Annotated in this window: 19 protein-coding genes and 1 pseudogene; 12 read left to right on the top strand and 8 right to left on the bottom strand. The window is 70.8% G+C overall.

Annotated elements, in window-relative coordinates; genetic code table 11:
• Nucleotides 1–11: 11 nt before the first annotated feature.
• From ACWD35_RS33055 to ACWD35_RS33085, 7 genes are all read left to right on the top strand, one after another.
• On the top strand, nt 12–1,061 hold the full coding sequence (locus ACWD35_RS33055; protein WP_451355017.1) for an alpha/beta hydrolase: 1,050 nt from the start codon (nt 12–14) through the stop codon (nt 1,059–1,061).
• 58 nt (nt 1,062–1,119) lie between these two features.
• Nucleotides 1,120–2,268: an acyltransferase family protein gene (locus tag ACWD35_RS33060; RefSeq protein WP_451355039.1), complete on the top strand. Its 1,149-nt coding sequence runs from the start codon at nt 1,120–1,122 to the stop codon at nt 2,266–2,268.
• Between the two features lie 10 nt (nt 2,269–2,278).
• Entirely contained in the window at nt 2,279–3,658 is a 1,380-nt protein-coding gene (locus tag ACWD35_RS33065) for a sensor histidine kinase (RefSeq protein WP_451355018.1), read from the top strand.
• Nucleotides 3,655–4,335 (top strand): response regulator, encoded by a 681-nt coding sequence (locus ACWD35_RS33070; protein ID WP_451355019.1) that lies wholly within the window; start codon nt 3,655–3,657, stop codon nt 4,333–4,335. The genes ACWD35_RS33065 and ACWD35_RS33070 overlap by 4 nt, the downstream gene beginning before the upstream one ends.
• A gap of 123 nt (nt 4,336–4,458) precedes the next feature.
• Nucleotides 4,459–5,820, top strand: coding sequence for a sensor histidine kinase (locus ACWD35_RS33075; protein WP_451355020.1), 1,362 nt, complete (start codon nt 4,459–4,461; stop codon nt 5,818–5,820).
• On the top strand, nt 5,817–6,482 hold the full coding sequence (locus tag ACWD35_RS33080; RefSeq protein WP_451355021.1) for a response regulator: 666 nt from the start codon (nt 5,817–5,819) through the stop codon (nt 6,480–6,482). The genes ACWD35_RS33075 and ACWD35_RS33080 overlap by 4 nt, the downstream gene beginning before the upstream one ends.
• 19 nt (nt 6,483–6,501) lie before the next feature.
• Complete coding sequence (locus ACWD35_RS33085; protein WP_451355022.1) at nt 6,502–7,731, top strand: cytochrome P450; 1,230 nt, start codon at nt 6,502–6,504, stop codon at nt 7,729–7,731.
• 7 nt (nt 7,732–7,738) lie between these two features.
• Here ACWD35_RS33085 and ACWD35_RS33090 read toward each other — a convergent pair whose 3' ends face one another.
• Together ACWD35_RS33090 and ACWD35_RS33095 are read right to left on the bottom strand one after the other, a co-directional pair.
• Nucleotides 7,739–9,250: an APC family permease gene (locus tag ACWD35_RS33090; RefSeq protein ID WP_451355023.1), complete on the bottom strand. Its 1,512-nt coding sequence runs from the start codon at nt 9,248–9,250 to the stop codon at nt 7,739–7,741.
• Nucleotides 9,251–9,401: 151 nt separating this feature from the next.
• On the bottom strand, nt 9,402–10,256 hold the full coding sequence (locus tag ACWD35_RS33095; protein ID WP_451355024.1) for a diacylglycerol kinase: 855 nt from the start codon (nt 10,254–10,256) through the stop codon (nt 9,402–9,404).
• A gap of 196 nt (nt 10,257–10,452) precedes the next feature.
• Here ACWD35_RS33095 and ACWD35_RS33100 point away from each other — a divergent pair, with 196 nt between their 5' ends.
• Both ACWD35_RS33100 and ACWD35_RS33105 read left to right on the top strand, forming a co-directional pair.
• Nucleotides 10,453–11,736, top strand: a complete 1,284-nt coding sequence (locus ACWD35_RS33100; protein ID WP_451355025.1) for an adenylosuccinate synthase — start codon at nt 10,453–10,455, stop codon at nt 11,734–11,736.
• Nucleotides 11,737–11,798: 62 nt separating this feature from the next.
• A complete protein-coding gene (locus tag ACWD35_RS33105) occupies nt 11,799–12,011 on the top strand; it encodes a hypothetical protein (protein ID WP_451355026.1) in 213 nt (70 codons plus the stop codon).
• A gap of 11 nt (nt 12,012–12,022) precedes the next feature.
• Here ACWD35_RS33105 and ACWD35_RS33110 read toward each other — a convergent pair whose 3' ends face one another.
• Both ACWD35_RS33110 and ACWD35_RS33115 read right to left on the bottom strand, forming a co-directional pair.
• Nucleotides 12,023–12,433 (bottom strand): hypothetical protein, encoded by a 411-nt coding sequence (locus tag ACWD35_RS33110; protein WP_451355027.1) that lies wholly within the window; start codon nt 12,431–12,433, stop codon nt 12,023–12,025.
• A gap of 5 nt (nt 12,434–12,438) precedes the next feature.
• Nucleotides 12,439–13,914 carry a serine/threonine-protein kinase gene (locus ACWD35_RS33115; protein ID WP_451355028.1) on the bottom strand — a complete coding sequence of 492 codons (1,476 nt, stop codon included), beginning with the start codon at nt 13,912–13,914 and terminating at the stop codon, nt 12,439–12,441.
• Nucleotides 13,915–14,102: 188 nt separating this feature from the next.
• Between ACWD35_RS33115 and ACWD35_RS33120 the strand changes: the two genes are divergently transcribed.
• Both ACWD35_RS33120 and ACWD35_RS33125 read left to right on the top strand, forming a co-directional pair.
• On the top strand, nt 14,103–14,591 hold the full coding sequence (locus ACWD35_RS33120) for a hypothetical protein (RefSeq protein WP_451355029.1): 489 nt from the start codon (nt 14,103–14,105) through the stop codon (nt 14,589–14,591).
• Between the two features lie 219 nt (nt 14,592–14,810).
• Entirely contained in the window at nt 14,811–16,628 is a 1,818-nt protein-coding gene (locus ACWD35_RS33125) for a bifunctional metallophosphatase/5'-nucleotidase (RefSeq protein WP_451355030.1), read from the top strand.
• A 63-nt stretch (nt 16,629–16,691) separates the two neighbouring features.
• Here the strand turns inward: ACWD35_RS33125 and ACWD35_RS33130 are convergent, their stop codons facing one another.
• The 3 genes from ACWD35_RS33130 to ACWD35_RS33140 all read right to left on the bottom strand — a co-directional run bounded on the left by ACWD35_RS33130 (nt 16,692) and on the right by ACWD35_RS33140 (nt 19,593).
• On the bottom strand, nt 16,692–17,342 hold the full coding sequence (locus ACWD35_RS33130) for a hypothetical protein (RefSeq protein WP_451355031.1): 651 nt from the start codon (nt 17,340–17,342) through the stop codon (nt 16,692–16,694).
• Between the two features lie 89 nt (nt 17,343–17,431).
• Complete coding sequence (locus ACWD35_RS33135; RefSeq protein ID WP_451355032.1) at nt 17,432–18,127, bottom strand: GntR family transcriptional regulator; 696 nt, start codon at nt 18,125–18,127, stop codon at nt 17,432–17,434.
• Nucleotides 18,128–18,237: 110 nt separating this feature from the next.
• The gene (locus tag ACWD35_RS33140; protein WP_451355033.1) at nt 18,238–19,593 is read right to left on the bottom strand and encodes an aminotransferase class III-fold pyridoxal phosphate-dependent enzyme; all 1,356 of its coding nucleotides are present in this window, start codon (nt 19,591–19,593) and stop codon (nt 18,238–18,240) included.
• A 341-nt stretch (nt 19,594–19,934) separates the two neighbouring features.
• Between ACWD35_RS33140 and ACWD35_RS33145 the strand changes: the two genes are divergently transcribed.
• Nucleotides 19,935–21,770: a serine/threonine-protein kinase gene (locus tag ACWD35_RS33145; protein WP_451355034.1), complete on the top strand. Its 1,836-nt coding sequence runs from the start codon at nt 19,935–19,937 to the stop codon at nt 21,768–21,770.
• Nucleotides 21,771–21,809: 39 nt separating this feature from the next.
• Here ACWD35_RS33145 and ACWD35_RS33150 read toward each other — a convergent pair.
• A pseudogene (locus ACWD35_RS33150) lies at nt 21,810–21,903 on the bottom strand (dihydrofolate reductase family protein); the annotation flags it as partial.

A 21,903-nucleotide genomic window follows, 5' to 3' on the forward strand; every position in this document is an offset into this window, starting at 1 on the left:
GGAAGCCGACCATGGGGCTCACCACCGCCACGCGGCACGACCCGCAGCCGCCGACGACGAGCCGGCCCCGCGAGGGCCACCCGCACAAGAGAACGCACCGCAGCTCCCGACTCCGCCGCGCTCTCCTCGTCACCCTCCTCACCACCGCCATCGTCGCTCCCCTCTCCGCCGCGGCACGCCCGGAAATCCCTGCTCCACCTCCGGCCCTCGCCTCCTCCCTCACCCCGGCCACCCTCACCGCCGCCTACGAGGCGAACCGGGCCAACGCGACCGAAGCCGCCCGCATGGCCGCCGCCCACGGCGACCCCCACCGCGCCGCAGCCGACCGCGCCCTGGCCGCCCCGACCCACCACCTCCTCGCATACGACGGCCGCGGCGCCGGCCGCGTCACAGAGGTCCTGGGCGACCTGCCCCACGCAACCCACATCGCGGTCCTGATCCCAGGCTCCGACACCTCCCTCGACACCTACGCCCGCTTCCGCAGGGCAGCGTCGGCGCTCTACTCGGACCTCACGCACAGAGCCCCCACCGGCACCCGTACGCGCGTGGCCGTAGTGGCCTGGCTCGGCTACACAACCCCGGCCACGGTCAGCACCACGGTGACGACCACCACCCGAGCCGACGAAGCGGCGCCCCACCTGCGCGCCTTTCTCCGCGCCCTCCACCACGTCGCCCCGCCGACGGCCCGCTACTCCCTCCTCTGCCACTCCTACGGCTCGGTCGTCTGCGGCCGTGCCGCCCAGGGGCTGGACGCGGACGACATAGCCCTGGTCGGCAGCCCCGGCACGGGTGCGGACTCAGTGGCCGCCCTGCACACCCGGGCCCGGGTCTGGGCGGCCCGAGGCAGCGCCGACTGGATCGCACACGTGCCGCACGTCAGCGCCCAACTCTTCGGCACCACCGTCGGCTTCGGCGCCGACCCGGTCTCCCGGGCCTTCGGCGCCCGGGTCTTCGATGCCGCCGGCGCCGACCACAGCGGCTACTTCACCCCGGGCTCGGCCTCCCTCGCCAACCTGGCCCGGATCGCTCTCGGCGAGACCTCGGAGGTGACCCGTGCCTGAACAGGCCGCACGCCATCAGCGCCACCCACTCCGCACCTTCCGCCAGGCTGTCCACCGGATCGACAGGGCCACCCCCACCTCCCGGGACCGCGCGGTCGACGCACTCCGCGCCTACGCGATCCTCGGTGTGGTCCTGGGCCACTGGCTGGTCACGGCGCTGGTCGCCGGGGACGGCGGACTGCATACGGCAAGCCCGCTGCAACACATGCCCTGGCTGGCCCCGATCTCCTGGCTCTTCCAGACCCTGGCCGTGTTCTTCCTGGTCGGCGGCCATGTGGCGACCCGAAGTCACGCCTCGGCCATCGCCAGGGGCGAGACCTACGGCCAGTGGCTGCGCGCCCGACTGACCCGTCTGCTCCGCCCGGTGGTGGCCCTCCTGGCCCTGTGGACGGTGGTGGCAACGGCCCTCGTGCTGGTCGGCACGCCCTTCGCCACGATCCACACACTTCTCAAACTCGCCCTGTCCCCCCTCTGGTTCCTCCTGGTCTTCGCGGCGTTGACGGCCGCGACCCCGCTCCTCACCCGCCTCAACCCGCTCTGGCCCCTGGCCGTGGTCCTGCACGTGGACGTCCTGCGCTTCGGCCTGCACCTCGGCCCGTCCTGGCTCGCCTGGGCGAACGTGGCGGCGGGCTGGCTGGTCCCGTACACTCTCGGCGCCGCCTGGACCCGGGGCGAGCTGGACAGCCGCCGAGCGGGCTGGGTCCTCTTCCTCGGCGGTACGGCGGCCACGGCGGCCCTCATCACCTGCGCGGGGTACCCGGCGTCCATGGTCGGCGTCCCCGGCGCAAAGGTCTCCAACCTCGACCCGCCGACCCTGGCGGCCGTCACGTTCGGCCTGGCCCAGTGCGGCCTGGCCCTCCTGCTCCGCGACCGCCTGCGCCGCGCGATGTCCCGCCCGCTGGCCTGGTCGGCGACGGCCCTGGTCAACCTCTCCGCAATGACGATCTACCTCTGGCACCAGACGGCTCTGATGGCCACGACGGCAGCCACCCTCCCCGCCGCCCGCCTGCCCGGCCTGCACACCTCACCGGACGACCTGACCTGGGCGGTGGCCCGCCTGGCCTGGCTTCCCCTCCTCACCCTCACCCTGGCGCTGTGCTGGACGGCATTCCGCTCCCAGGAACAGGGCCCTCGCCGCCTCCGGAACCGCCCGTCCCACGTGGTCCACCGCCACCTGCCCCCGACAAAGACCCCGCACAATGCCTAACCTTGATCAAGTGAAAGCCGCGGACCCCAACACCGAGAGCCGCACATCCGCACTCACAGGAACCCGCCGAACCCGCCTGCTCACCTGGCTGGGAGAAAACCCCTCCCCGAACTCACCCCCCTTCTCCCGCCACCGCTGGCTCCGCCTCCTCACCTACCTGATCACCTGCTACGTGGCCCTGGGCATAGCCCTGGGCGGCGGCTCCGAACTGACCGACAGCTACCGCTTCACGACCCCGGTCGCCCTCCTGACCGGCCTCGTCCAGGGCACCGCCGTCGTCCTGGCCCTCTGGCGCCCCGTTCCCGCCTGGGCCCTGTCCCTGACCGGCGCCACGGTCGCCGCCCTGCTCGTCCGGCACAACCTGGAGTTGTCCCCGATCCACAACGGTGCCAACTGGCCCTGGAGCACCCCGGCCCTGCTGGCCCAGATGGCCGTGTTCGTGCTGCTCGCCCTCCGCGTCCGCATCCGCGGCACTCTCGCCGCCCTCGGCACGACCGCCCTGACGACGTACTTCCTGGAAGGCGTCATGGGGGCCCAGCGCTACTCGGCGACCGGCGTCGTGGCGGTGGCCCTGTTCGCGGTCGCCGCTCTCGTCGGCACGGTCCTGCGCAGCCGGAGCGAGGCCCGTAGCCAGCTGGTCCAGCAGACGACGATCACCGCGGAGGAGCGCGCCCGCCGCACCCTGCTGGAGGAGCGCAGCCGTATCGCCCGCGAGCTGCACGACGTGGTCGCCCACCACATGTCGGTGATCTCCATCCAGGCCCAGGTGGCGCCCCACCTGGTGGAGAACCCGTCGGAGGAGCTGAAGGAGAACCTCGCCGGGATCCGCGACAACGCCCTGGAGGCGCTGACCGAACTGCGCCGCGTCCTCGGTGTCCTGCGCTCCGAGACGCCCGGCGACCCCGGCGCCCCGGGCGAACCGGCCCCGGACGCCCCGCAGCCGGACCTCTCCCGGCTGGACGCGTTGCTGGAGAACACCAGGGCGGCCGGCCTTGAGGTCGGTATCGAGGTGCTCGGCAAGCCCCGCTCCTATTCGCCCGGCGTGGAGCTGTCGGCGTACCGGATCGTGCAGGAGGCGCTGAGCAACGCCCTGCGGCACGCCCCGGGTTCGACGGTCCGCGTGGAGGTCAGCCATTTCCCCCACGGCATCTTCCTGGGCGTCATGAACTCCCGCCCCCGCCACCCGGTCCAGCCGTCCCCGGGCACCGGCCACGGCCTGCTGGGCATGCGGGAGCGCGCGGCGATGCTCGGCGGGAACGTGACCGCGAAGCGCACCCTGAACGGCGGTTTCACGGTGACGGCGTTCCTCCCGCAGGGCAGTTCCCCCGACGGGTCCCCGTCCCCGTACCCGCCTCCGTACCCACTCCCGACAGGAGAACAGAGCCCATGACGAGCGGCGTCGGCCCCATCCGTGTACTCATCGTCGACGACCAGCAGATGGTCCGGCAGGGTTTCACCGTGTTGCTCAACACCCAGCCCGACATCGAGGTGGTCGGGCAGGCGGTGGACGGCATGGACGCGATCGTCAAGGTCGCCGAACTGACGCCGGACGTGGTCCTGATGGACATCCGGATGCCCGAGATGGGCGGCATCGAGGCGACCAGCCGCATCACCGCGGGCAACCCGGCGATCAGAGTGCTCGTGCTGACCACCTTCGACCTGGACGAGCATGTGTACGACGCGCTGCGCGCCGGTGCTTCCGGCTTCCTCCTCAAGGATGCCTCCGCCGACCAACTCGCCGAGGCGGTGCGGGTGGTGGCCGCGGGCGACGCCCTGCTCGCGCCCGGCATCACACGTCGGCTCATCAACGAGTTCTCCCGCCTGGACGGCAGCCACCGGGCCCCGCTCAAGCACCGCGTCGGGGACCTGACCGAGCGGGAGACGGAGGTGCTGGCGCTGATCGCGCAGGGCTTCTCGAACGCGGAGATCGCCGAGCGGCTGGTGGTGGCCGAGCAGACCGTGAAGACGCACGTGGGCCGGATCCTGGTGAAGCTGGGGCTGCGCGACCGCACCCAGGCGGCGATCTTCGCCTACGAGTCCGGGGTGGTCCGCCCCGGCGCCCGCTGACCTCGGCACCTCCTACGGCCCCCTTACGGGTACGGCCGGTACTCGTAGTACCTGAGAGGGACTCCCGAGAACCCCTCTCCATGGGGACGACCGTGACACCCGCCCGGCCCTACCGTTCTGCATGTGACCGAGACGACGCACATGCAGACGACCCCGCCGGGGCCGGCCGGCCGGCCGCGCAGCCCCGAGTACCGGCTGGCGTTGGACGCCCTGAGCGGGCTGCGCCAGGACCTGTTCCACGAGGCCTTCGCCTATCGTCCGCTGCCCCGGCTGGACGCCGACAGCCCGCTCGTGCGCCGCCGGTCCGGCCGGCTGAAGGAGTACGCGACCTGGACCCCGCACACGGTGGTGGCCGCCCTCGGCCTGGTGGCGATGTTGCTCGGCCTGGCGGGTACCGAGGACTCGGGGGTGTCGTCCCTGCTGTGCGGGCTGCTGGCCCTGGCCCCGGTCCTGCTGACCCTGGTGCGTCCGGCGGGTGCGTTCTGGCTGTCGCTCGCCGCGTCCACGGCCGCCACGGTCGTAGGCGGGAACGAGTGGAGCGACTGGCCGTGGCAGCCGGGCAGCTTCTTCTCCCATCTGGTGGTGCTCGCGGTCGTCGCGATACGCACCCGCCCACGCACCGCGGCCTGGATGTGGGTGCTGACCGGCGTCTACAGCTTCTTCGCCGAGAGCTTCTACGCCGCGCCCTACAACACCAACGTGGCTCCGATGATGGTCGTTTCCGCGCTGATCCTGCTGGTCGTCACGGTCTGGCACATACGCAGGGACGCGGCGCAGGAGGTGACGGCGCAGCAGACGGTGACCGCGGTCGAGCGTTCGCGGCGCACCCTGCTGGAGGAGCGCACGACGATCGCCCGGGAGCTGCACGACGTGGTCGCGCACCACATGTCGGTGGTCGCCATCCAGGCGGAGGCCGCGCCGTACCGGGTGGAGAACCCGCCGCCGGAGCTGGAGAAGGCGTTCGCCACCATCCGGGAGAACGCGGTGGCGGCCCTGACCGAGCTGCGCCGGGTCCTCGGGGTCGTCCGCGCGGAGGACTACGAGGCCCCGGACGCCCCGCAGCCCGCCCTGGCCGACCTGGATGCGCTGCTCGCCAATGTGCGCGAGGCCGGGCTGGAGGTGGACAAGATGGTGACCGGCGCGGTGCGTGAGCTGCCGCAGGGCGTGGAGCTGTCGGCGTACCGGATCGTGCAGGAGGCGCTGAGCAACACGCTGCGGCACGCGCCCGGGGCGGGCGCGCGGGTCGACATCGGGTACGTCCTGGGAGGCCTCGGCCTGCGGGTCGTCAACGGCCCGCCGCCGGCGCCGTCCCTGATAAAGCCTTCGCCCGGTGCGGGGCACGGCATCACGGGGATGCGGGAGCGGGTCTCCATGCTGAACGGCGAGATGACGGCGGTCCCGACGGCGGACGGGGGGTACGAGGTGACGGTGTTCCTGCCGGTGCCGGCCACCGCCACCGACACAGCCACCGAGGTCGAGGCATGACCATCCGCGTACTGATCGCGGACGATCAGATGATGGTCCGCGAGGGCTTCTCGGTCCTGCTGAACGCGATGCCGGACATCGAGGTCGTCGGCGAGGCCGTCAACGGCCGGGAGGCGGTACAGCGCGTCCGTGAACTCTCCCCGGACGTGGTGCTGATGGACATCCGTATGCCGGAGCTGAACGGCATCGACGCGACCCGGGAGATCGTCGCGGCGGACGGCGCGGCGAAGGTGCTGGTGCTGACCACGTTCGACCTGGACGAGTACGTGTACCAGGCGCTGCGCGCGGGAGCCTCCGGCTTCCTGCTGAAGGACGCCTCGGCGCGCCAACTGGCCGAGGGGGTGCGGGTGGTGGCGTCCGGGGAGGCGCTGCTGGCGCCCTCGGTGACGAAGCGGCTGATCACGGAGTTCTCGCGGCTGTCGGACGTGCCGCGCATGATGCCGACGGCGCAGGCGGCGTACGGGGAGCTGACGGAACGGGAGACGGAGGTGCTGGTACTGATCGCGCAGGGCCTGTCGAACGCGGAGATCGCCGAGCGGCTGGTGGTGGCGGAGTCGACGATCAAGACGCATGTGAGCCGGATCCTGGTGAAGCTCGGGCTGCGGGACCGTACGCAGGCGGCGGTGTTCGCGTACGAGGCGAGGCTGGTCACACCGGGGTGAACCGGGCTAGCGTCCGTTCATGGCAGCTGTTGCGGACGGTTCGGACCTCGCCTTCGATCCCTGGGACCCGGCGTTCCTCGCCGACCCGTACCCGGCCTACGCCGAGCTGCGGGCGCGCGGCCGGGTGATCCGGTACGAACCGACCGACCAGTGGCTGGTGCCGCACCACGCGGACGTCGCGGCGCTGCTGCGCGACCGCCGCCTGGGCCGCACCTACCAGCACCGTTTCTCGCACGAGGACTTCGGCCGGACCCCGCCCCCGCCGGAGCACGAGCCGTTCCACACGCTCAACGACCACGGCATGCTCGACCTGGAGCCGCCGGACCACACCCGGATCCGGCGCCTGGTGTCGAAGGCGTTCACCCCGCGCACGGTGGAGCGGCTGCGGCCGTACGTGCGGAACCTGGCGGAGGAGCTGGTGTCGGCCCTGGTGGCGGCGGGCGGCGGCGACCTGCTGAGGGATGTCGCCGAGCCGCTGCCGGTCGCGGTGATCGCCGAGATGCTGGGCATCCCGGAGCCGGACCGGGCCTGGCTGCGGCCCTGGTCGGCGGACATCTGCGGGATGTACGAGCTGAACCCGTCGGAGGAGACGGCGGCGAAGGCGGTGCGGGCGTCGCTGGAGTTCTCGGACTACCTGCGCGAGCTGATCGCGGCCCGCCGCAGGGAGCCGGGGGAGGACCTGATCTCCGGCCTGATCGCGGCGCACGACGAGGGCGACCGGCTGACGGAACAGGAAATGATCTCCACGGCGGTCCTGCTCCTCAACGCGGGCCACGAGGCCACGGTGAACGCGACGGTGAACGGCTGGTGGGCCCTGTTCCGCAACCCGGATCAGCTGTCCGCCCTCCGTGCCGACCACTCCCTGATCCCGTCCGCGATCGAGGAGCTGATGCGTTACGACACCCCGTTGCAGCTCTTCGAGCGCTGGGTCCTGGACGACATCGAGATCGCCGGCACGACGATCCCACGCGGCGCGGAGATAGCCATGCTCTTCGGCTCCGCCAACCACGACCCCCAGGCCTTCGACAACCCCGGCCACCTGAACCTCACCCGCCAGGACAACCCCCACATCTCCTTCGGCGCAGGCATCCACTACTGCATCGGCGCCCCCCTGGCCCGCATCGAACTGGCCGCCTCCATGACGGCACTACTGGATCAGGCCCCGACGCTCCGCCTGGCGGCGGAGCCGAAGAGAAAGCCGAACTTCGTGATCCGGGGGCTGGAGGGGCTGAGCGTCGAGGTGGGGTGATCATCCGTCAACGCTCCTGCGTCTCCTCCAGCACCGTCCGCCCCAGCAGCGCGTACCGCTCCGGGGCGTACCGCTTGAGGTACTGCGCGTACCCGAGCCCGGCCGCCGCGACCAGCGCCACCAGCCATGGCGTCGCCTTCAGCACCAGCGAACCGGACTCCGGCCCGGCCGCCGCGCCCATGTTGGACACCAGCAGGACGACCACGGCGAGCATCGCGATGCCACCGAGCAGCGGCGCGGTGAACGTCCGGAACCAGTGGCGGCTCTCGGGGTGGTGGGAGCGGAAGTACACCAGCACCGCGAAGGAGCACACGGCCTGTACGACGAGGATGGCCATGGTGCCGAGGATGGCGAGCAGGACGTAGGTGCCGGTGTACGGGTCCTTGCCGGCGATCCAGAACGCGCCGATCAGGACGGCGGAGGCGACCGTCTGCACCAGGCCCGAGATGTGCGGGGAGCCGTGCCGGGCGTGGGTGCGGCCGATGGTGTTCTTCAGCGAGGGCACGACGCCTTCCCGGCCCAGGGCGTACAGATAGCGGGCGGCGCAGTTGTGGAAGGCCATGCCGCAGGCCAGCGAGCCGGTGATCATCAGCCACTGCATGACGTCGACCGCCCAGTGGCCGACGTAGCGCTCGGTGGGCAGGAAGAACAGGTCCAGCGGGTTGGCGGAGGACGCCGCCCGTACGGCCTCCCGCTCGCCGTTGCCGGTGATGGCCATCCAGGAGACGAGGACGTAGAAGACGCCGACGCCGAGGACGGAGATCATCGTCGCCTTGGGGATGATCTTCTTCGGGTCGCGGGACTCCTCGCCGTACATCGCGGTCGACTCGAAGCCGACCCAGGACCAGAAGGCGAAGAAGAGCCCGAGCCCGGCGGACGTGCCCTTGAAGGCGTTGACGGGGTTGACCGGCGCGAAGGTGAAGCCGTGCGGGCCGCCGCCGTGGAGGGCGACCGAGACGGCCATGGCCGCGAGCACGGTCACCTCCGTCGCGAGCAGCGCCACCAGCAGTTTCTCGGCGACGTCAATGCCGAACCAGGTGCCGGTCGCGTTGATCGCGAGCATGAGCAGCGCGAAGAGCCACCACGGCACGTCGAGCCCGGTCTGGTCCTTCAGGGTCGTCGTCGCGAAGGTGGAGAAGATCCCGATGAGGGCGGGTTCGAAGACGACGTAGGCGAAGGTCGCCAGCAGCCCGGAGGCGAGTCCGGCGGTGCGTCCGAGGCCGAAGGAGATAAAGCCGTAGAAGGCGCCCGTGGACGTGATGTGTTTCGCCATCGACGTGAAACCCACGGAAAAGATTGCCAGGACAACCATTGCGACGAGATAGCTCGCCGGTGCCCCGATGCCGTTGCCGGCCGACACCATGAAGGGCACGTTGCCGGTCATCGCGGTGATCGGCGCGGCCGTGGCGACGGCCATGAAGACCACGCCCAGTAGCCCCACAGCATTGGGTTTCAGCCGGTGAACCGTTCCGTCGCCGTCCGTCTCCGCCGCCGGGGCGACGCCCTCGTCCACTGCCATCGGGTGGCCCCTCTCCTGACGCCATGCGCGGTCGAGCCGCGCCTTGATGGAGCAGGATGGTGGAGGAGGAACCCCTCTCTCAAGGGGTCGGAGCGGTTAAATATTTGTCACCAGACCTTTAGCCTGGGGGTGAGGGCAGGAGAAACAGGGCTTATCGGGCCGGGAGGGTGAGTCCCCACGCCCCCGGCAGCACCCGCCAGGTCCGCCGCCGTACCGGCCCTGCCACCGCCGCGTCCGCCCGGTAGCGGAAGTCCGCGCCCGTGACCGTCACCATGTGCCCCGAGGCCCGTATCGGGGTCGTCGGTCCGCCCGCCGGCAGCGGGCGGACCTCGACCTCGGCCAGCCCGGAGGCGCCCGGGGTCACCGATACGGCCTCCAGGGGCTGGTCCAGGTCCACGACCGTCAGTCCGTCGACCTCCACCCGGAGCCGGGCAAAGTCGCAGCGGGGCCCGGCGGGGGCGGTGCCGGCGGTCCGGGCGGGGCGCGGGGCCAGGGTGCGGACCAGGGAGCGGTACGTCGTACGCAGCCAGGGGCGGCCGGCGGGGACGGGTACCGGCTGGGCGGGGGCCGGCGGCACCGCCGGGATGTCCAGCGCGGCCAGGACCACTCCGTCGCTGTCGTCCACGAGCAGGTCCAGGCGGCGCTCCACGCCGTCCAGGACCGCCCGGGCCGCCGCCACCGTACCGGCGGGCACTCCCAGCGACTCCGCGAGCCCGGCGCCGCCGACCGGCACCACCGACAGTCCGCATCCGGTCAGCTCCCGCTGCCGGTGCAGCAGGGTCACGGCCCGGACCAGGGCGCGGTCGTCGCCGATCACGACCGGTCGCCGCGACCCCCTTCGGCCCAGTGCGCGCGCGAACTCCTCCGGTCCGTCGGGCAGGCACACCTTGGCCGTCGCACCCGCGCTGAGCACGTCTTTCGCGATCCGCACGGACTCTCCGTCCGTATGCCGTGCCGCCGGATCGATGATCACCAGCAGCTGATCGGACGTCGCGAAAGTCGCCACCTCGGTCCTGCCTCGCTTCCTCGGGTAGCATCTTTGTGCAAGAGCCCCTTGCGCTATTGCGCCAGGGGCTTCGTCTATTCCGGGGCATCCGGTCCGACGGTTGTGCGACCAATGGCGGTCGCGATGGTGCGCGGCGGGAACCCTACGCCCACGCCCCTGACCTTGGACATGCCCCGCCCGGAAGGGGTGTACGCGCGTGCCCGCACTTGTGCTGCTCGGTGCTCAGTGGGGTGACGAAGGCAAGGGGAAGGCCACCGACCTGCTCGGTGGCTCGGTGGACTATGTCGTCCGGTACCAGGGCGGCAACAACGCCGGCCACACGGTGGTCGTCGGCGACCAGAAGTATGCTCTCCACCTTCTCCCTTCCGGAATCCTCTCGCCCGGCTGTACGCCGGTCATCGGTAACGGTGTCGTCGTCGACCCGTCGGTCCTGCTCTCCGAGCTGAGCGGTCTGAACGAGCGTGGCGTCGACACGTCCAAGCTCCTGATCAGCGGTAACGCGCACATCATCACGCCGTACAACGTGACCGTCGACAAGGTGACGGAACGCTTCCTCGGGAAGAGGAAGATCGGTACGACGGGGCGCGGTATCGGCCCGACCTACGCGGACAAGATCAACCGCGTCGGCATTCGGGTCCAGGACCTGTACGACGAGTCGATCCTGACGCAGAAGGTCGAGGCGGCCCTCGACGTCAAGAACCAGCTGCTCACCAAGCTGTACAACCGGCGCGCCATCGCCGTCGACCAGGTGGTCGAGGAGCTGCTGGGCTACGCCGAGCAGATCAAGCCGTACGTCACCGACACCGTGCTGGTCCTCAACCAGGCGCTGGAGGACGACAAGGTCGTCCTGTTCGAGGGCGGTCAGGGCACCCTCCTCGACATCGACCACGGCACGTACCCCTTCGTCACGTCCTCCAACCCGACCGCCGGTGGTGCCTGCACCGGCGCCGGTGTGGGCCCGACGAAGATCAGCCGCGTCATCGGCATCCTGAAGGCGTACACGACCCGCGTCGGCGCCGGCCCGTTCCCGACGGAGCTGTTCGACGAGGACGGCGAGGCGCTGCGCCGCATCGGCGGCGAGCGGGGCGTGACCACCGGCCGTGACCGCCGCTGCGGCTGGTTCGACGCGGTGATCGCCCGCTACGCGACCCGCGTGAACGGCCTGACGGACTTCTTCCTCACGAAGCTCGACGTCCTCACCGGCTGGGAGCAGATCCCGGTCTGCGTGGCCTACGAGATCGACGGCAAGCGCGTCGAGGAGCTGCCCTACTCGCAGACCGACTTCCACCACGCGAAGCCCGTCTACGAGATGCTGCCGGGCTGGTCCGAGGACATCACCAAGGCGAAGTCCTTCTCCGACCTGCCGAAGAACGCGCAGGGCTACGTCAAGGCGCTGGAGGAGATGTCCGGCGCCCCGATCTCCGCGATCGGCGTGGGCCCGGGCCGGGACGAGACGATCGAGATCAACTCGTTCCTGTAGGGGCTGGCTGCCCGCACGTCTCGATTGTCCCTCCGCGCGATGCGCGGAGGGACGATCGAGGTATGAGCGTCCACCGGAACGCACGGTGCCGGGGACCGTACGGCGGTGAGGGTGACCAGGCCTACGGCACGGACTGCTCCGACCCCGCCGTCTTCGAGGTCGCCCGGCACGCCCTTCCCCCGCTGCGGGTGTGCCCGGTGCATCTGGGGCCGTCACTCCTGATGGCGAGCGGGGTTCTCCGGCCGCCGGAGATCAGGCTCATCGGCCGCCTCTGAAACCCCCCCGGTCAGGGGTGGCGCTCGAGACGAAGGGTGGCTGTTTCGGCGTTGGAGTGACGGATGAGGGTCGTCGTGGCGCCGGAGCCGTGGAGCGTGTAGTCGTACGGGACCGATGCCGACCGGCACTGCGGATCCGAGCGTTTCGTGATCACGTGGGCGCCCGTGGTGGCGAACGTGGTCCCGTGGATTTCCAGCAGCGCCGCCTCCCACTCGCAGTGCAGTCCGCTGCGGTCATCGGTGCCGTGGATGAGGCGCGTGTCCAGTTCTCGGGTGCCGACGGTGATGCGCAGGCCGCCGTCGTCGGTGTACCAGTTGCCGCGGAAGGGCCAGTCCCCGGTGTTCTCAACCGGCTCGAGGCCGTAGGACAGCGTGGGGGAGTAGGCCCAGGAGAGGTCCGGGCCCTGGTCCAGGGTCGCCACGAGTTTCATGGTGTGTGGCACCCCGCAGTTCCCCTTGCCGCACGCGCCCGTGCCGATCTCGTGCATCCGGAAGTCGCCGAGTACCAGCGTGGTCTTCGACTGGGACCGCACCTTCGCCTCGCCGACGCAGATCGTGTCCCGCGTGGCCGACAGGACGGGTGGCGCCCCGACTGCCCGTGCGCGTGCCGACGAGGTTCAGCCGCATGCTGAACAGTGACTCGTCCTCGTCCTGGGTGACCCGCCATGTGCCGCCGAAGACGGACTCCGGCGGACGCTTGCGCGGGTGGTCTCCGAACGCCGACCAGGGGGTCGCGTCCACGGTGGGCAGGATGACGTACCCCCCCGGCCACCACCGACAGCACGGCGATGACGGGCAGCAGCGCCCCTGCTGCCCGTCGGCCGATGCGGGCGACCCGGGGCAGGGGAGGAGTCGGCACCACGTGCGGCGGCGCGATGCCCGCCTCGGGGGCGTCCAGTGGATCACGCCGGTGCTCCGCCACCGCGGGCTCCTCGGGAAAGTCGGGGAAATCGGGGAGGACGAGGGCCTCCGGAGCCGGTGCCTCGCGGCGCGGTGTCTCCGGCAGCGGCTCCGCGGCCACCCGGTCGAGGCGGGCCAGCAGGGACGCGGGCAGCCAGGCGCCCGCCGGAGCCCGCCGGGTCAGGTCGATCAGTTCCGGGACCGTCGGCCGGTCGTCCGGGTGCTTCTCCAGGCAGCGGCGGACGAGATCCGCGATCACCTCCGGTACGCCGGTCAGGTCCGGTTCCTCGTAGGCGATACGGAACAGCAGCGCGTGTACCCCGCCCTCGCCCGTGCCCTGGAAGGGGGAGCGGCCCGTGGCCGCGTAGGTCAGGACGCTCCCGAGGGAGAACACGTCTCCGGCCGGGGTGACCCGTGCGCCTCTGACCTGCTCGGGGGACATGAACTCGGGTGTCCCGACGAGGGTTCCGGTGCGGGTGAGGGTGGAGTCGGCGGTGGCGTCCAGGGCATGGGCCACCCCGAAGTCGATGACCCGGGGCCCGTCGACGGTGAGCAGGATGTTGGACGGCTTCAGGTCGCGGTGGACGAGACCGGCACGGTGGATGGCGTCCAGTGCCTGCGCCAGCCGGTGCGCCAGGACGTGAGCGGAGGCCGAGGGAAGCGGGCCGAAGTCACCGCGTACCACGGCCCGCAGGGTCGGTCCCGGAACGTACTCCGTTGCCACCCAGGGCTGTTCGGCGTCCGTGTCCGCGTCCAGCACCCGGGCCGTCCACACCCCGCTCACCCGCCGCGCCGCGGCCGCCTCGCGGGTGAACCGTCGCCGGAACTCCTCCTGTCCGGCGTCGGGATCGGTGCGGATCAGCTTCACCGCGACCGTCGTCGCGCCGGGTCCGGCGTCCGCTTCCCGCGCGAGGCAGACCCGGCCCATGCCACCCGCACCGAGCCGGGACAGCAGACGGTAGGGGCCTATACGGGCCGGGTCGTCGGGGGCCAGGAGCTGCATGGTCCGCGATCATTCCAGAGATTGACCGGGACATGGTCTGTTCCTGACTCCAGGGCAGACGCGGTGTTACTTATGCGGCATATGGTGTATTCTGGTCTATTTTTCTCCTTGTGCGCGGTAGGACTCCTCTCGCAAGACACGGCTTCCTCGGTCCAATCGAGGAACCTGGCAGACAAGAGGAAGAAAACATGCGACGCATCGCACTCGGACTCATCTCGGCCGCATGCACCACCGTGCTGGCCGCCGCACCGGCACTCGCCGACAACCCGCACTTCCTGTTCGCGAACAGCTCAGTGGACAGCGGCGGGACCCTCGACGTCTCGTTCAAGGAGGTCGGCCTGGGTACTGGCACGACCAGCGTCCACATCACGCTCACGGCGAACGCGACCGCTGTCTACCAGTGCTTCAACAACGGCGGTAACCACCCCAAGGCAGGAAACAAGGAGACCCTGCAGGCCGACGTGGTCGCCTCCGCTAACCTTCCGGTGAACAACGGGCAGACCACCGGGAGCTTGATGGCGGGTCCGCTCGGCAAGGGTTCCTTCAAATGCCCGGCGGGGCAGTCGCTGTTCCTGGAGGGCGTGTCCTACACCAACATCCTCGTCAGCGATGCGGCCGGTAACTCGCTGCCGGCCACGCCCGACTCGATCGCCCGTTCGCTTCACATCCCGGCCTGACCGGCTGCGACACTGGCCCGTCTTCCGGCACCACGCGCAGGGGTACATCGGGTTGCCCCTGCGCGTCGGCTTCCTTACGGGCTGGGGGGGTTGACCGATCCTTGACCTGGACATGACCTACTCCTGGTTTCCGGCGGTTCTGGCGGACGCCACGATCTACGCGTGTAGTCCCGCACGGCTCAGCACTTGACCCCGTCGCACGCGCCCCAGGAGCCTCGTATGCCCGTCAGTCCCATGAACCGCCGGGAGTTCGTGAAGAAGTCGGCCGTCACCGGCGCGGCCGTCGCCGCCGCGGGGACCGTCGCGGCAATCCCCGCCCACGCGGACGACCAGCAGAACGAACGGGCGCCGCGCACCTATTCGTTCTCCATCCTGGGCACCACCGACCTGCACAGCCACGTCTTCGACTGGGACTACTACAAGGACCAGCCCTACACCGACAAGGCCGGCAACTCCTGCGGCGTGGCCCGGGTCGCCACCCTCATCAAGCAGCAGCGCGAGGCGAAGGGCGAGGACCGGGTCCTGCTCGTCGACGCCGGCGACATCATCCAGGGCACCTCCCTGGCCTACTACTTCGCCCGCGTCGACCCGATCACGGGCACCGACGGCGAGGACGGCCCCAAGCACCCGATGGCCGTCGCCATGAACCACATGCGCTACGACGCCGCCGCCCTCGGCAACCACGAGTTCAACTACGGCATCGACACCCTGCGCAAGTTCGAGCGCCAGTGCCGCTTCCCGCTCCTCGGCGCCAACGCGCTCGACGCGAAGACGCTGCGCCCCGCCTTCCGGCCGTACACCGTGAAGCGCATCTGCGTGCCGGACGCCCCCGACATCACGGTCGGCATCCTCGGCCTCACCAACCCCGGCATCGCCCTGTGGGACAAGGACAACGTCAGCGGGAAGCTGGTGTTCCCGGGCCTGGTGGAGCAGGCGAAGAAGTACGTCCCGCGTCTGCGCGCCCTCGGCTGTGACGTCGTCTTCCTCACCGACCACTCCGGCATGGACGGCTCCTCGTCCTGGGGCGACTCGCTCCCGTACGTGGAGAACGCCTCCAACCTCGTCGCCGAGCAGGTCCCGGGCATCGACGCGATCCTCGTCGGCCACACCCACGTCGAAGTCCCGTCCTACACCGTCAAGAACGCGCAGACGGGCCAGGACGTGCTCCTCTCCGAGCCGTACTGCTGGGGCTTCCGCCTGAGCGTCTTCGACTTCGAGCTCGAACTCCACCACGGGCAGTGGAAGGTCACCAGCAAGAAGGCCCAGACCCTCAACCCGAAGGACGTGGAAGAGGACGCGGAGATCAAGAAGCTCCTGGAGGCCGACCACGAGCTGGTCGTGAAGTACGTCAACACGGCGGTCGGCACCTGCACGCAGGACCTCTCGGCGGCGGACTCCTGCTGGAAGGACGTGCCGATCATGGACTTCATCCACAAGGTGCAGATGGAGACCGTGAAGTCGGGCCTCTCGACGGCCGACGCGGCCCTCCCGCTCGTCTCGGTCGCGGCCCCCTTCAGCCGCACGGCCGACATCCCGCAGGGCAGCGTCACCATCAAGGACATCGCCGGCCTCTACATCTACGACAACACCCTGTACGGCAAGAAGCTGACGGGCGCCCAGCTCAAGGACTACCTGGAGTACGCGGCGAAGTACTACCACCAGGTCCCGTCCGGCACGAAGGTCGACACCGCGACCCTCACGAACGCCAACAAGTTCTGGGACTACATGTACGACACGGCGGCGGGTGTCGACTACGAGATCGACATCGCCCAGCCGGAGGGTTCGCGGATCAAGAACCTCACGTACAACGGTGCCCCGATCTCCGACAGCCAGGTCTTCGTGGTGGCCGTCAACAACTACCGGGCGAACGGCGGTTCGGGCTACCCGCACATCGCCACGGCCGACATCGCCTACAGCTCCACCAACGAGATCCGCCAGCTGATGATCGACTACGTCACGGCGAAGAAGACGCTGGACCCGGCCGACTTCGCGGACTCCAACTGGAAGCTGACGCAGGACGGTACGCCGGTCTTCTGACCGAGCGGCGGGGGGCGGTCACGTATCGGCCGCCCCTCGCGCCGTCCTGCCGGACCTTCAGGCTCAGCTGAACACGATCATCGAGCCCTGGGCCAGCGAGCGGGTCGCTGCCGCGTGCAGGCCGAGCCACACGTGGCGTTCGCGGGAGAAGGGGCTGGGGTCGTACGGCGCCGGGACGGCCGGTTCCTCGAGTTCCGTGGGGGCCGTCGGCGGGGCCGGGGCGGCCGGCGGGTTGGCCTGGTCGATGCCGATCGAGGGGGCGACGTACTCCAGCTCGCGCAGGAGCGCCTGGGATGAGCCCAAGGGGCCGCCGCCCGCGAGGAGTTCGTCGTTCGAGAGCGGGTGCGGGAAGTCGACCGGGACGTACGCGCCCGCGTGGTCGTAATGCCAGACCAGATGGGACTGCTGGGCCGTGGACTCGAACATCTCCAGCAACTGCTCGTAGTCTCCGCCCAGTTCGTCCACCGGGGTCACCGGCAGGCCGCAGACCTGGAGCAGGTAGGCCCGGCGCAGGAAGTGCAGGGCGTCGTAGTCGAAGCCGGCCACGGGCGCGACCTCGCCGGACAGACCCGGCATGTACTGGTACACGGGCACCGGTGGGAGCCCGGCTGCCGCCAGCGCCTCGTTGTAGTGCGCGAGTTCCTCGGCGAACGGGTTGTCCGGGGTGTGGCACAAGACGTCGACGAGCGGTACCAGCCACAGGTCACAGGCCAAAGGGGGCTCCTCACACACAGAAGGTGGTCAGGGAAGGGTAATCGGTGCGGAGCCGGAGCAACTCCCCTCGTGCGGACCGTATCGGCCGGCTACTCCCCGGTCAGGCGTTCCAGCAGCGTCAGGGAGTGGGCGTTGGCGGCGGCGACGACCGCACGGGCCTCCTCCGCGTCGCGGCGGGCCAGTGCGTCGACCAGCTCGGTGTGCCCGGACCACAGGTGTCCGCGCAGGTCGGGGAGGCGGAGCAGGTGCTGGACCGCGCAGACCCAGGACTGGACGCGCAGCCGGTGCAGGAAGTCGCCGAGGTAGGGGTTGCCGAACAGGGCGCTCAGCTCGCGCCAGAAGCGCAGGTCATAGCCGATGAGGATGGTGAGGTCGCCGGCCGCGGCGGCCCGCGCGGCCTCCTCCCCGCGGCGGCGCACGGTGGCCAGGGATGCGGCCGTGCGCGGGTCCTCGGGCGGGGTGCGGAAGGCCGGGTGGCCGGTGGTGAGCGCCTGGAACATGCCGTCGGTGACCAGGCTGCGGGCCTCGATCATGTTCCGGTAGTCGGAGAGCGAGTACTCCGGGATGCTGAAGCCGCGGTGCTGGTCGGCCTCCAGGATGCCCTGCGCGGACAGGTCGACCAGCGCCTCACGGACCGGGGTGGCGGAGACGCCGTACTGCTCGGCGATCTCCTTCACGGTGAACGCCCGGCCCGGTCGCAGCCGCCCCGCCAGCACCTCGTCGCGGAGCGCGTCCGCGATCTGCTGGCGCAGGGTGCTGCGCGTCACGGCGCCGTTGCCGGGCATGGTCGGAGTCTCTCCTCGCGCGTGGATGGCGTACTCGCGTATCTCTTTCGAGATCTCTTACGAGCACGCCACCTTACGCGTTCGAGTCTCCGGCGGCAGCGGTGGTTCCGTTACGCCGTGTACTCGTCGGCCACGGTGAGCGCGGCGTCCAGCGCGGCCAGGCCCTCCTTCAGCTCGGCCTCGGTCACGTTGCACGGCGGCACGACGTGCGTGCGGTTCATGTTCACGAAGGGCCACAGGCCGTGCTGCTTGGCGGTGGCGGTGAAGCGGGCCATGGGGGTGTTCGCCTCGCCGGCCGCGTTGTACGGCACCAGCGGCTCGCGGGTCTCCTTGTTCTTCACCAGGTCCAGCGCCCAGAACATGCCGGTGCCGCGGACCTCGCCGACGCTCGGGTGCCGCTCGGCCAGCTCGGCGAGGGCGGGGGCGAGGACGGTCCCGCCGAGGCGCTTGGCGTTCTCGACGACGCCCTCCTCCGCCATCACGTTGATCGTGGCGACGGCGGCGGCGCAGGCCAGCGGGTGGCCGGAGTAGGTGAGGCCGCCGGGGTACGGCCGCTTGCCGAAGGTCTCGGCGATCTTCTGGGAGATCGCGACACCGCCGAGCGGCACGTAACCGCTGTTCACGCCCTTGGCGAAGGTCATCAGGTCCGGGACGACCCCGAAGAGGTCGGCGGCGAACCACTCACCCGTGCGGCCGAACCCGGCCATGACCTCGTCCAGGACGAACACGATCCCGTACTTGTCGCAGAGCTCCCGGACCCCGGCCAGGTAGCCCGGCGGCGGGACCATGATCCCGGCCGTGCCGGGGACGGTCTCCAGGATGACCGCGGCGATCGTGCCCGGCCCCTCGAAGGCGATCGTCGTCTCCAGGTGCTCCAGGGCCCGCGCGGTCTCCTGCTCCTCGGTCTCGGCGTAGAAGCGGGAGCGGTAGAGGAAGGGTGCCCAGAAGTGGACGACACCGGCGGTGCCGCTGTCGGAGGGCCAGCGGCGCGGGTCGCCGGTGATGTTCACGGCCTGCTGGGTGCCGCCGTGGTACGAGCGGTAGGCCGAGAGCACCTTCGGGCGGCCCGTGTGCAGCCGGGCCATGCGCACCGCGTGCTCGACGGCGTCGGCGCCGCCGTTCGTGAAGAAGATCTTGTCGAGGTCGCCGGGGGTCCGCTCGGCGATCAGCCGGGCCGCCTCGGAGCGCGCCTCGACGGCGAACGCGGGCGCGAAGGTCGTCATCTTCGCCGCCTGCTCCTGGATCGCGGCGACGACCTTGGGGTGCTGGTAGCCGATGTTCGTGAAGACGAGCCCGCTGGTGAAGTCCAGGTACCGGTTGCCGTCGTAGTCCCAGAAGTACGACCCCTCGGCGCCGGCGACGGCGAGCGGGTCGATGAGGTCCTGGGCGGACCAGGAGTGGAAGACGTGCGCACGGTCCGCGGCCTTCACTGCGGCGCCGGCTTCGGGATTGGGCTGAGGGGTCATGCGGGCGAGCGTAAATGTCCGCGATGCGGAATGGATATCGGCGTCCTGTCTGTGGACAGGGGCTTTCCGCGACAGGTTGTCGCACGGCTCGGACAGCCGAGACAGGAATGAGCACGGGGCGGTGACCTTCACCCACCCCAACACGCTCCGGGGTGTTCTCCGGTACCGGGGGACCGCGCATCGAGATGCCGTACGCGGTGGACGTGGATCTACAGGTCGAGTGGGTCACGCGGAACCTCTGACCGCTGTTACCGAACCGTAGAGACACGCCCACCCGACGCCCCGTACGGCCGCACTATTCTCGGTGCGTTGTACAGGCGTGGGGGGAGGGCGGGGCTGCGATGGAGAAGCTGCGAACGGGGGATCCGCAGCGGATCGGGGGGTACCGGTTGCTGGCGCGGCTGGGTGCGGGCGGTATGGGGCAGGTGTACGTCGCCCGGTCGGACCGGGGTCGTACCGTCGCCGTGAAACTGGTCCGCGAGGAGCTGGCCCAGCAGGAGGAGTTCCGGGCGCGGTTCCGGCAGGAGGTGGAGGCCGCGCGGCGGGTCGGAGGGCACTGGACCGCGCCCGTGCTGGACGCGGACACCGAGGCGGCCGTGCCGTGGGTGGCGACCGGGTACGTGGCCGGGCCGAGCCTGCAGCAGGTCGTGGGCCACGACCACGGGGCGCTGCCCGAGCGGTCGGTACGGATCCTCGCGGCCGGGCTCGCGCACGCGCTCCAGGACATCCATGCGGCCGGGATCGTCCACCGGGACCTCAAGCCGTCCAACGTGCTCGTGACCATCGACGGGCCGCGCGTCATCGACTTCGGGATCGCGCGGGCGATGGAGACGCTGGCCGGGGACGGGCTCACGCGTACCGGGTCGCTGGTCGGGTCGCCGGCGTTCATGGCGCCGGAACAGGTGCGGGGAGACCGGATCACGCCCGCGTGCGACGTCTTCTGCCTGGGGTCCGTGCTGGCCTACGCGGCCACCGGTGCGATGCCCTTCGGGGATGCCGACAGCGGGGCGCACGCGCTGATGTTCCGGATCGCACAGGAGGAGCCGGACCTGTCGGGGGTGCCCGAGGGGATCGCCGACCTGGTGCGGGAGTGCCTGCGGAAGGATCCGGCGGCGCGGCCGGGCCTGGCGACGATCCTGGAGCGGACCGGGGCGGAGGACACGGTGGCCGAGGGCCGCTCGCGGGATCCCTGGCTGCCGGGGGCGCTGGTCGCGCAGCTGGGCCGACATGCGGTGCAACTGCTGGACGCGGAGGATCCGCTTTCGGCGTCGGCGTCGGGCGCGGGTGGCGCCGGTGGGCCCGGTGTCGGCTCCGGCGAGCATGCCGCTGTGGGGGACGGGGTTTCCGGGCCTCCTGTCGGCGATCATGTGCCGACCGTGGTTTCCGGGCCTGCGCCGCCGCCCGGACCCCCTTCGATGCCGCCGCCGCCCGCGTACGGTGCGCCCGGCGGGGCGTACGGGTATCCGCAGCAGTCGTTCGGGGCGCCGGCGTACGGGTATCCGCAGCAGCACCCGCAGCAGTCGTACGGGATGCCGCCCTACGGGCCGTCCCCCGTCGAAGCTCCGCAGGAACCCGCGCGGCGGAGTGGGCGGTCCACCGTGCTGCTCGTCGTCGTCGCGCTGATCGTCGCGCTCGGCGCCGGGGGCTCGGTGTACGCGCTGATGAACAAGGGTGGCGGCGATGACAAGGGGGGTGGTGCCGCCGGCCCCGCGCCCACCGCCGTCACCACGGGCGCGCCACCGCCCTCGGCGACCACGTCCGGCGCGCCCAGCCCGGCCACCTCGGCGCCGTCCCCCTCCGCCTCCGCGGACGGGGTGATCCCGGAGGGGTACCTGGGCACCTGGCGCACTTCCATCGACACCGCCAGCGGCTCCAGCAGCCGCGAACTCACCATCCGCCAGGGCAAGGTGGGCGACGCCGTGCTGGACCTCGTCGCCGACGGGCCCACCGACGCCGGCGGCACCTATCACTGTGTCTTCGAGGCCACGCTCACCGAAGAGCCCGGCGCCGACGGGCCGTTGGAGCTGGGGCCGTCCACGGTCACCAGTGGCGAGCCGGTCTCGTCCTGCAATCCGGGCGAGGCCACCGAGGTCACGCTGCTGCCGGACGGGCGGCTCAAGCGCGCGAAGAGGAGCGGCGGGGAGAGTCTGACCTACAGCAAGGAACAGGCCGGATGAGGCGTGAACCTGCCCTGTCCGCAGGGCAGTTGCACGCGGTCAGCGGACGACGTCGAAGACCTGCTTCTGCAGGCCGTTGGCGTAGGCCTCGTGCTCGACCAGCTTCAGCTTCTGGGCGTCCTTGTCGGTGGCG

It is taken from the genome of Streptomyces sp. NPDC002671 (genome assembly GCF_053592475.1).

What these genes read in the sequence shown, in the direction of transcription:
- ACWD35_RS33105 (WP_451355026.1), top strand. Translation starts at nt 11,799, where the DNA reads ATGAGCGTCCACCGGAACGCACGGTGCCGGGGACCGTACGGCGGTGAG.
- ACWD35_RS33125 (WP_451355030.1), top strand. Translation starts at nt 14,811, where the DNA reads ATGCCCGTCAGTCCCATGAACCGCCGGGAGTTCGTGAAGAAGTCGGCC.
- ACWD35_RS33055 (WP_451355017.1), top strand. Translation starts at nt 12, where the DNA reads ATGGGGCTCACCACCGCCACGCGGCACGACCCGCAGCCGCCGACGACG.
- ACWD35_RS33080 (WP_451355021.1), top strand. Translation starts at nt 5,817, where the DNA reads ATGACCATCCGCGTACTGATCGCGGACGATCAGATGATGGTCCGCGAG.
- ACWD35_RS33135 (WP_451355032.1), bottom strand. Translation starts at nt 18,127, where the DNA reads ATGCCCGGCAACGGCGCCGTGACGCGCAGCACCCTGCGCCAGCAGATC.
- ACWD35_RS33120 (WP_451355029.1), top strand. Translation starts at nt 14,103, where the DNA reads ATGCGACGCATCGCACTCGGACTCATCTCGGCCGCATGCACCACCGTG.
- ACWD35_RS33085 (WP_451355022.1), top strand. Translation starts at nt 6,502, where the DNA reads ATGGCAGCTGTTGCGGACGGTTCGGACCTCGCCTTCGATCCCTGGGAC.
- ACWD35_RS33140 (WP_451355033.1), bottom strand. Translation starts at nt 19,593, where the DNA reads ATGACCCCTCAGCCCAATCCCGAAGCCGGCGCCGCAGTGAAGGCCGCG.
- ACWD35_RS33115 (WP_451355028.1), bottom strand. Translation starts at nt 13,914, where the DNA reads ATGCAGCTCCTGGCCCCCGACGACCCGGCCCGTATAGGCCCCTACCGT.
- ACWD35_RS33090 (WP_451355023.1), bottom strand. Translation starts at nt 9,250, where the DNA reads ATGGCAGTGGACGAGGGCGTCGCCCCGGCGGCGGAGACGGACGGCGAC.
- ACWD35_RS33070 (WP_451355019.1), top strand. Translation starts at nt 3,655, where the DNA reads ATGACGAGCGGCGTCGGCCCCATCCGTGTACTCATCGTCGACGACCAG.
- ACWD35_RS33145 (WP_451355034.1), top strand. Translation starts at nt 19,935, where the DNA reads ATGGAGAAGCTGCGAACGGGGGATCCGCAGCGGATCGGGGGGTACCGG.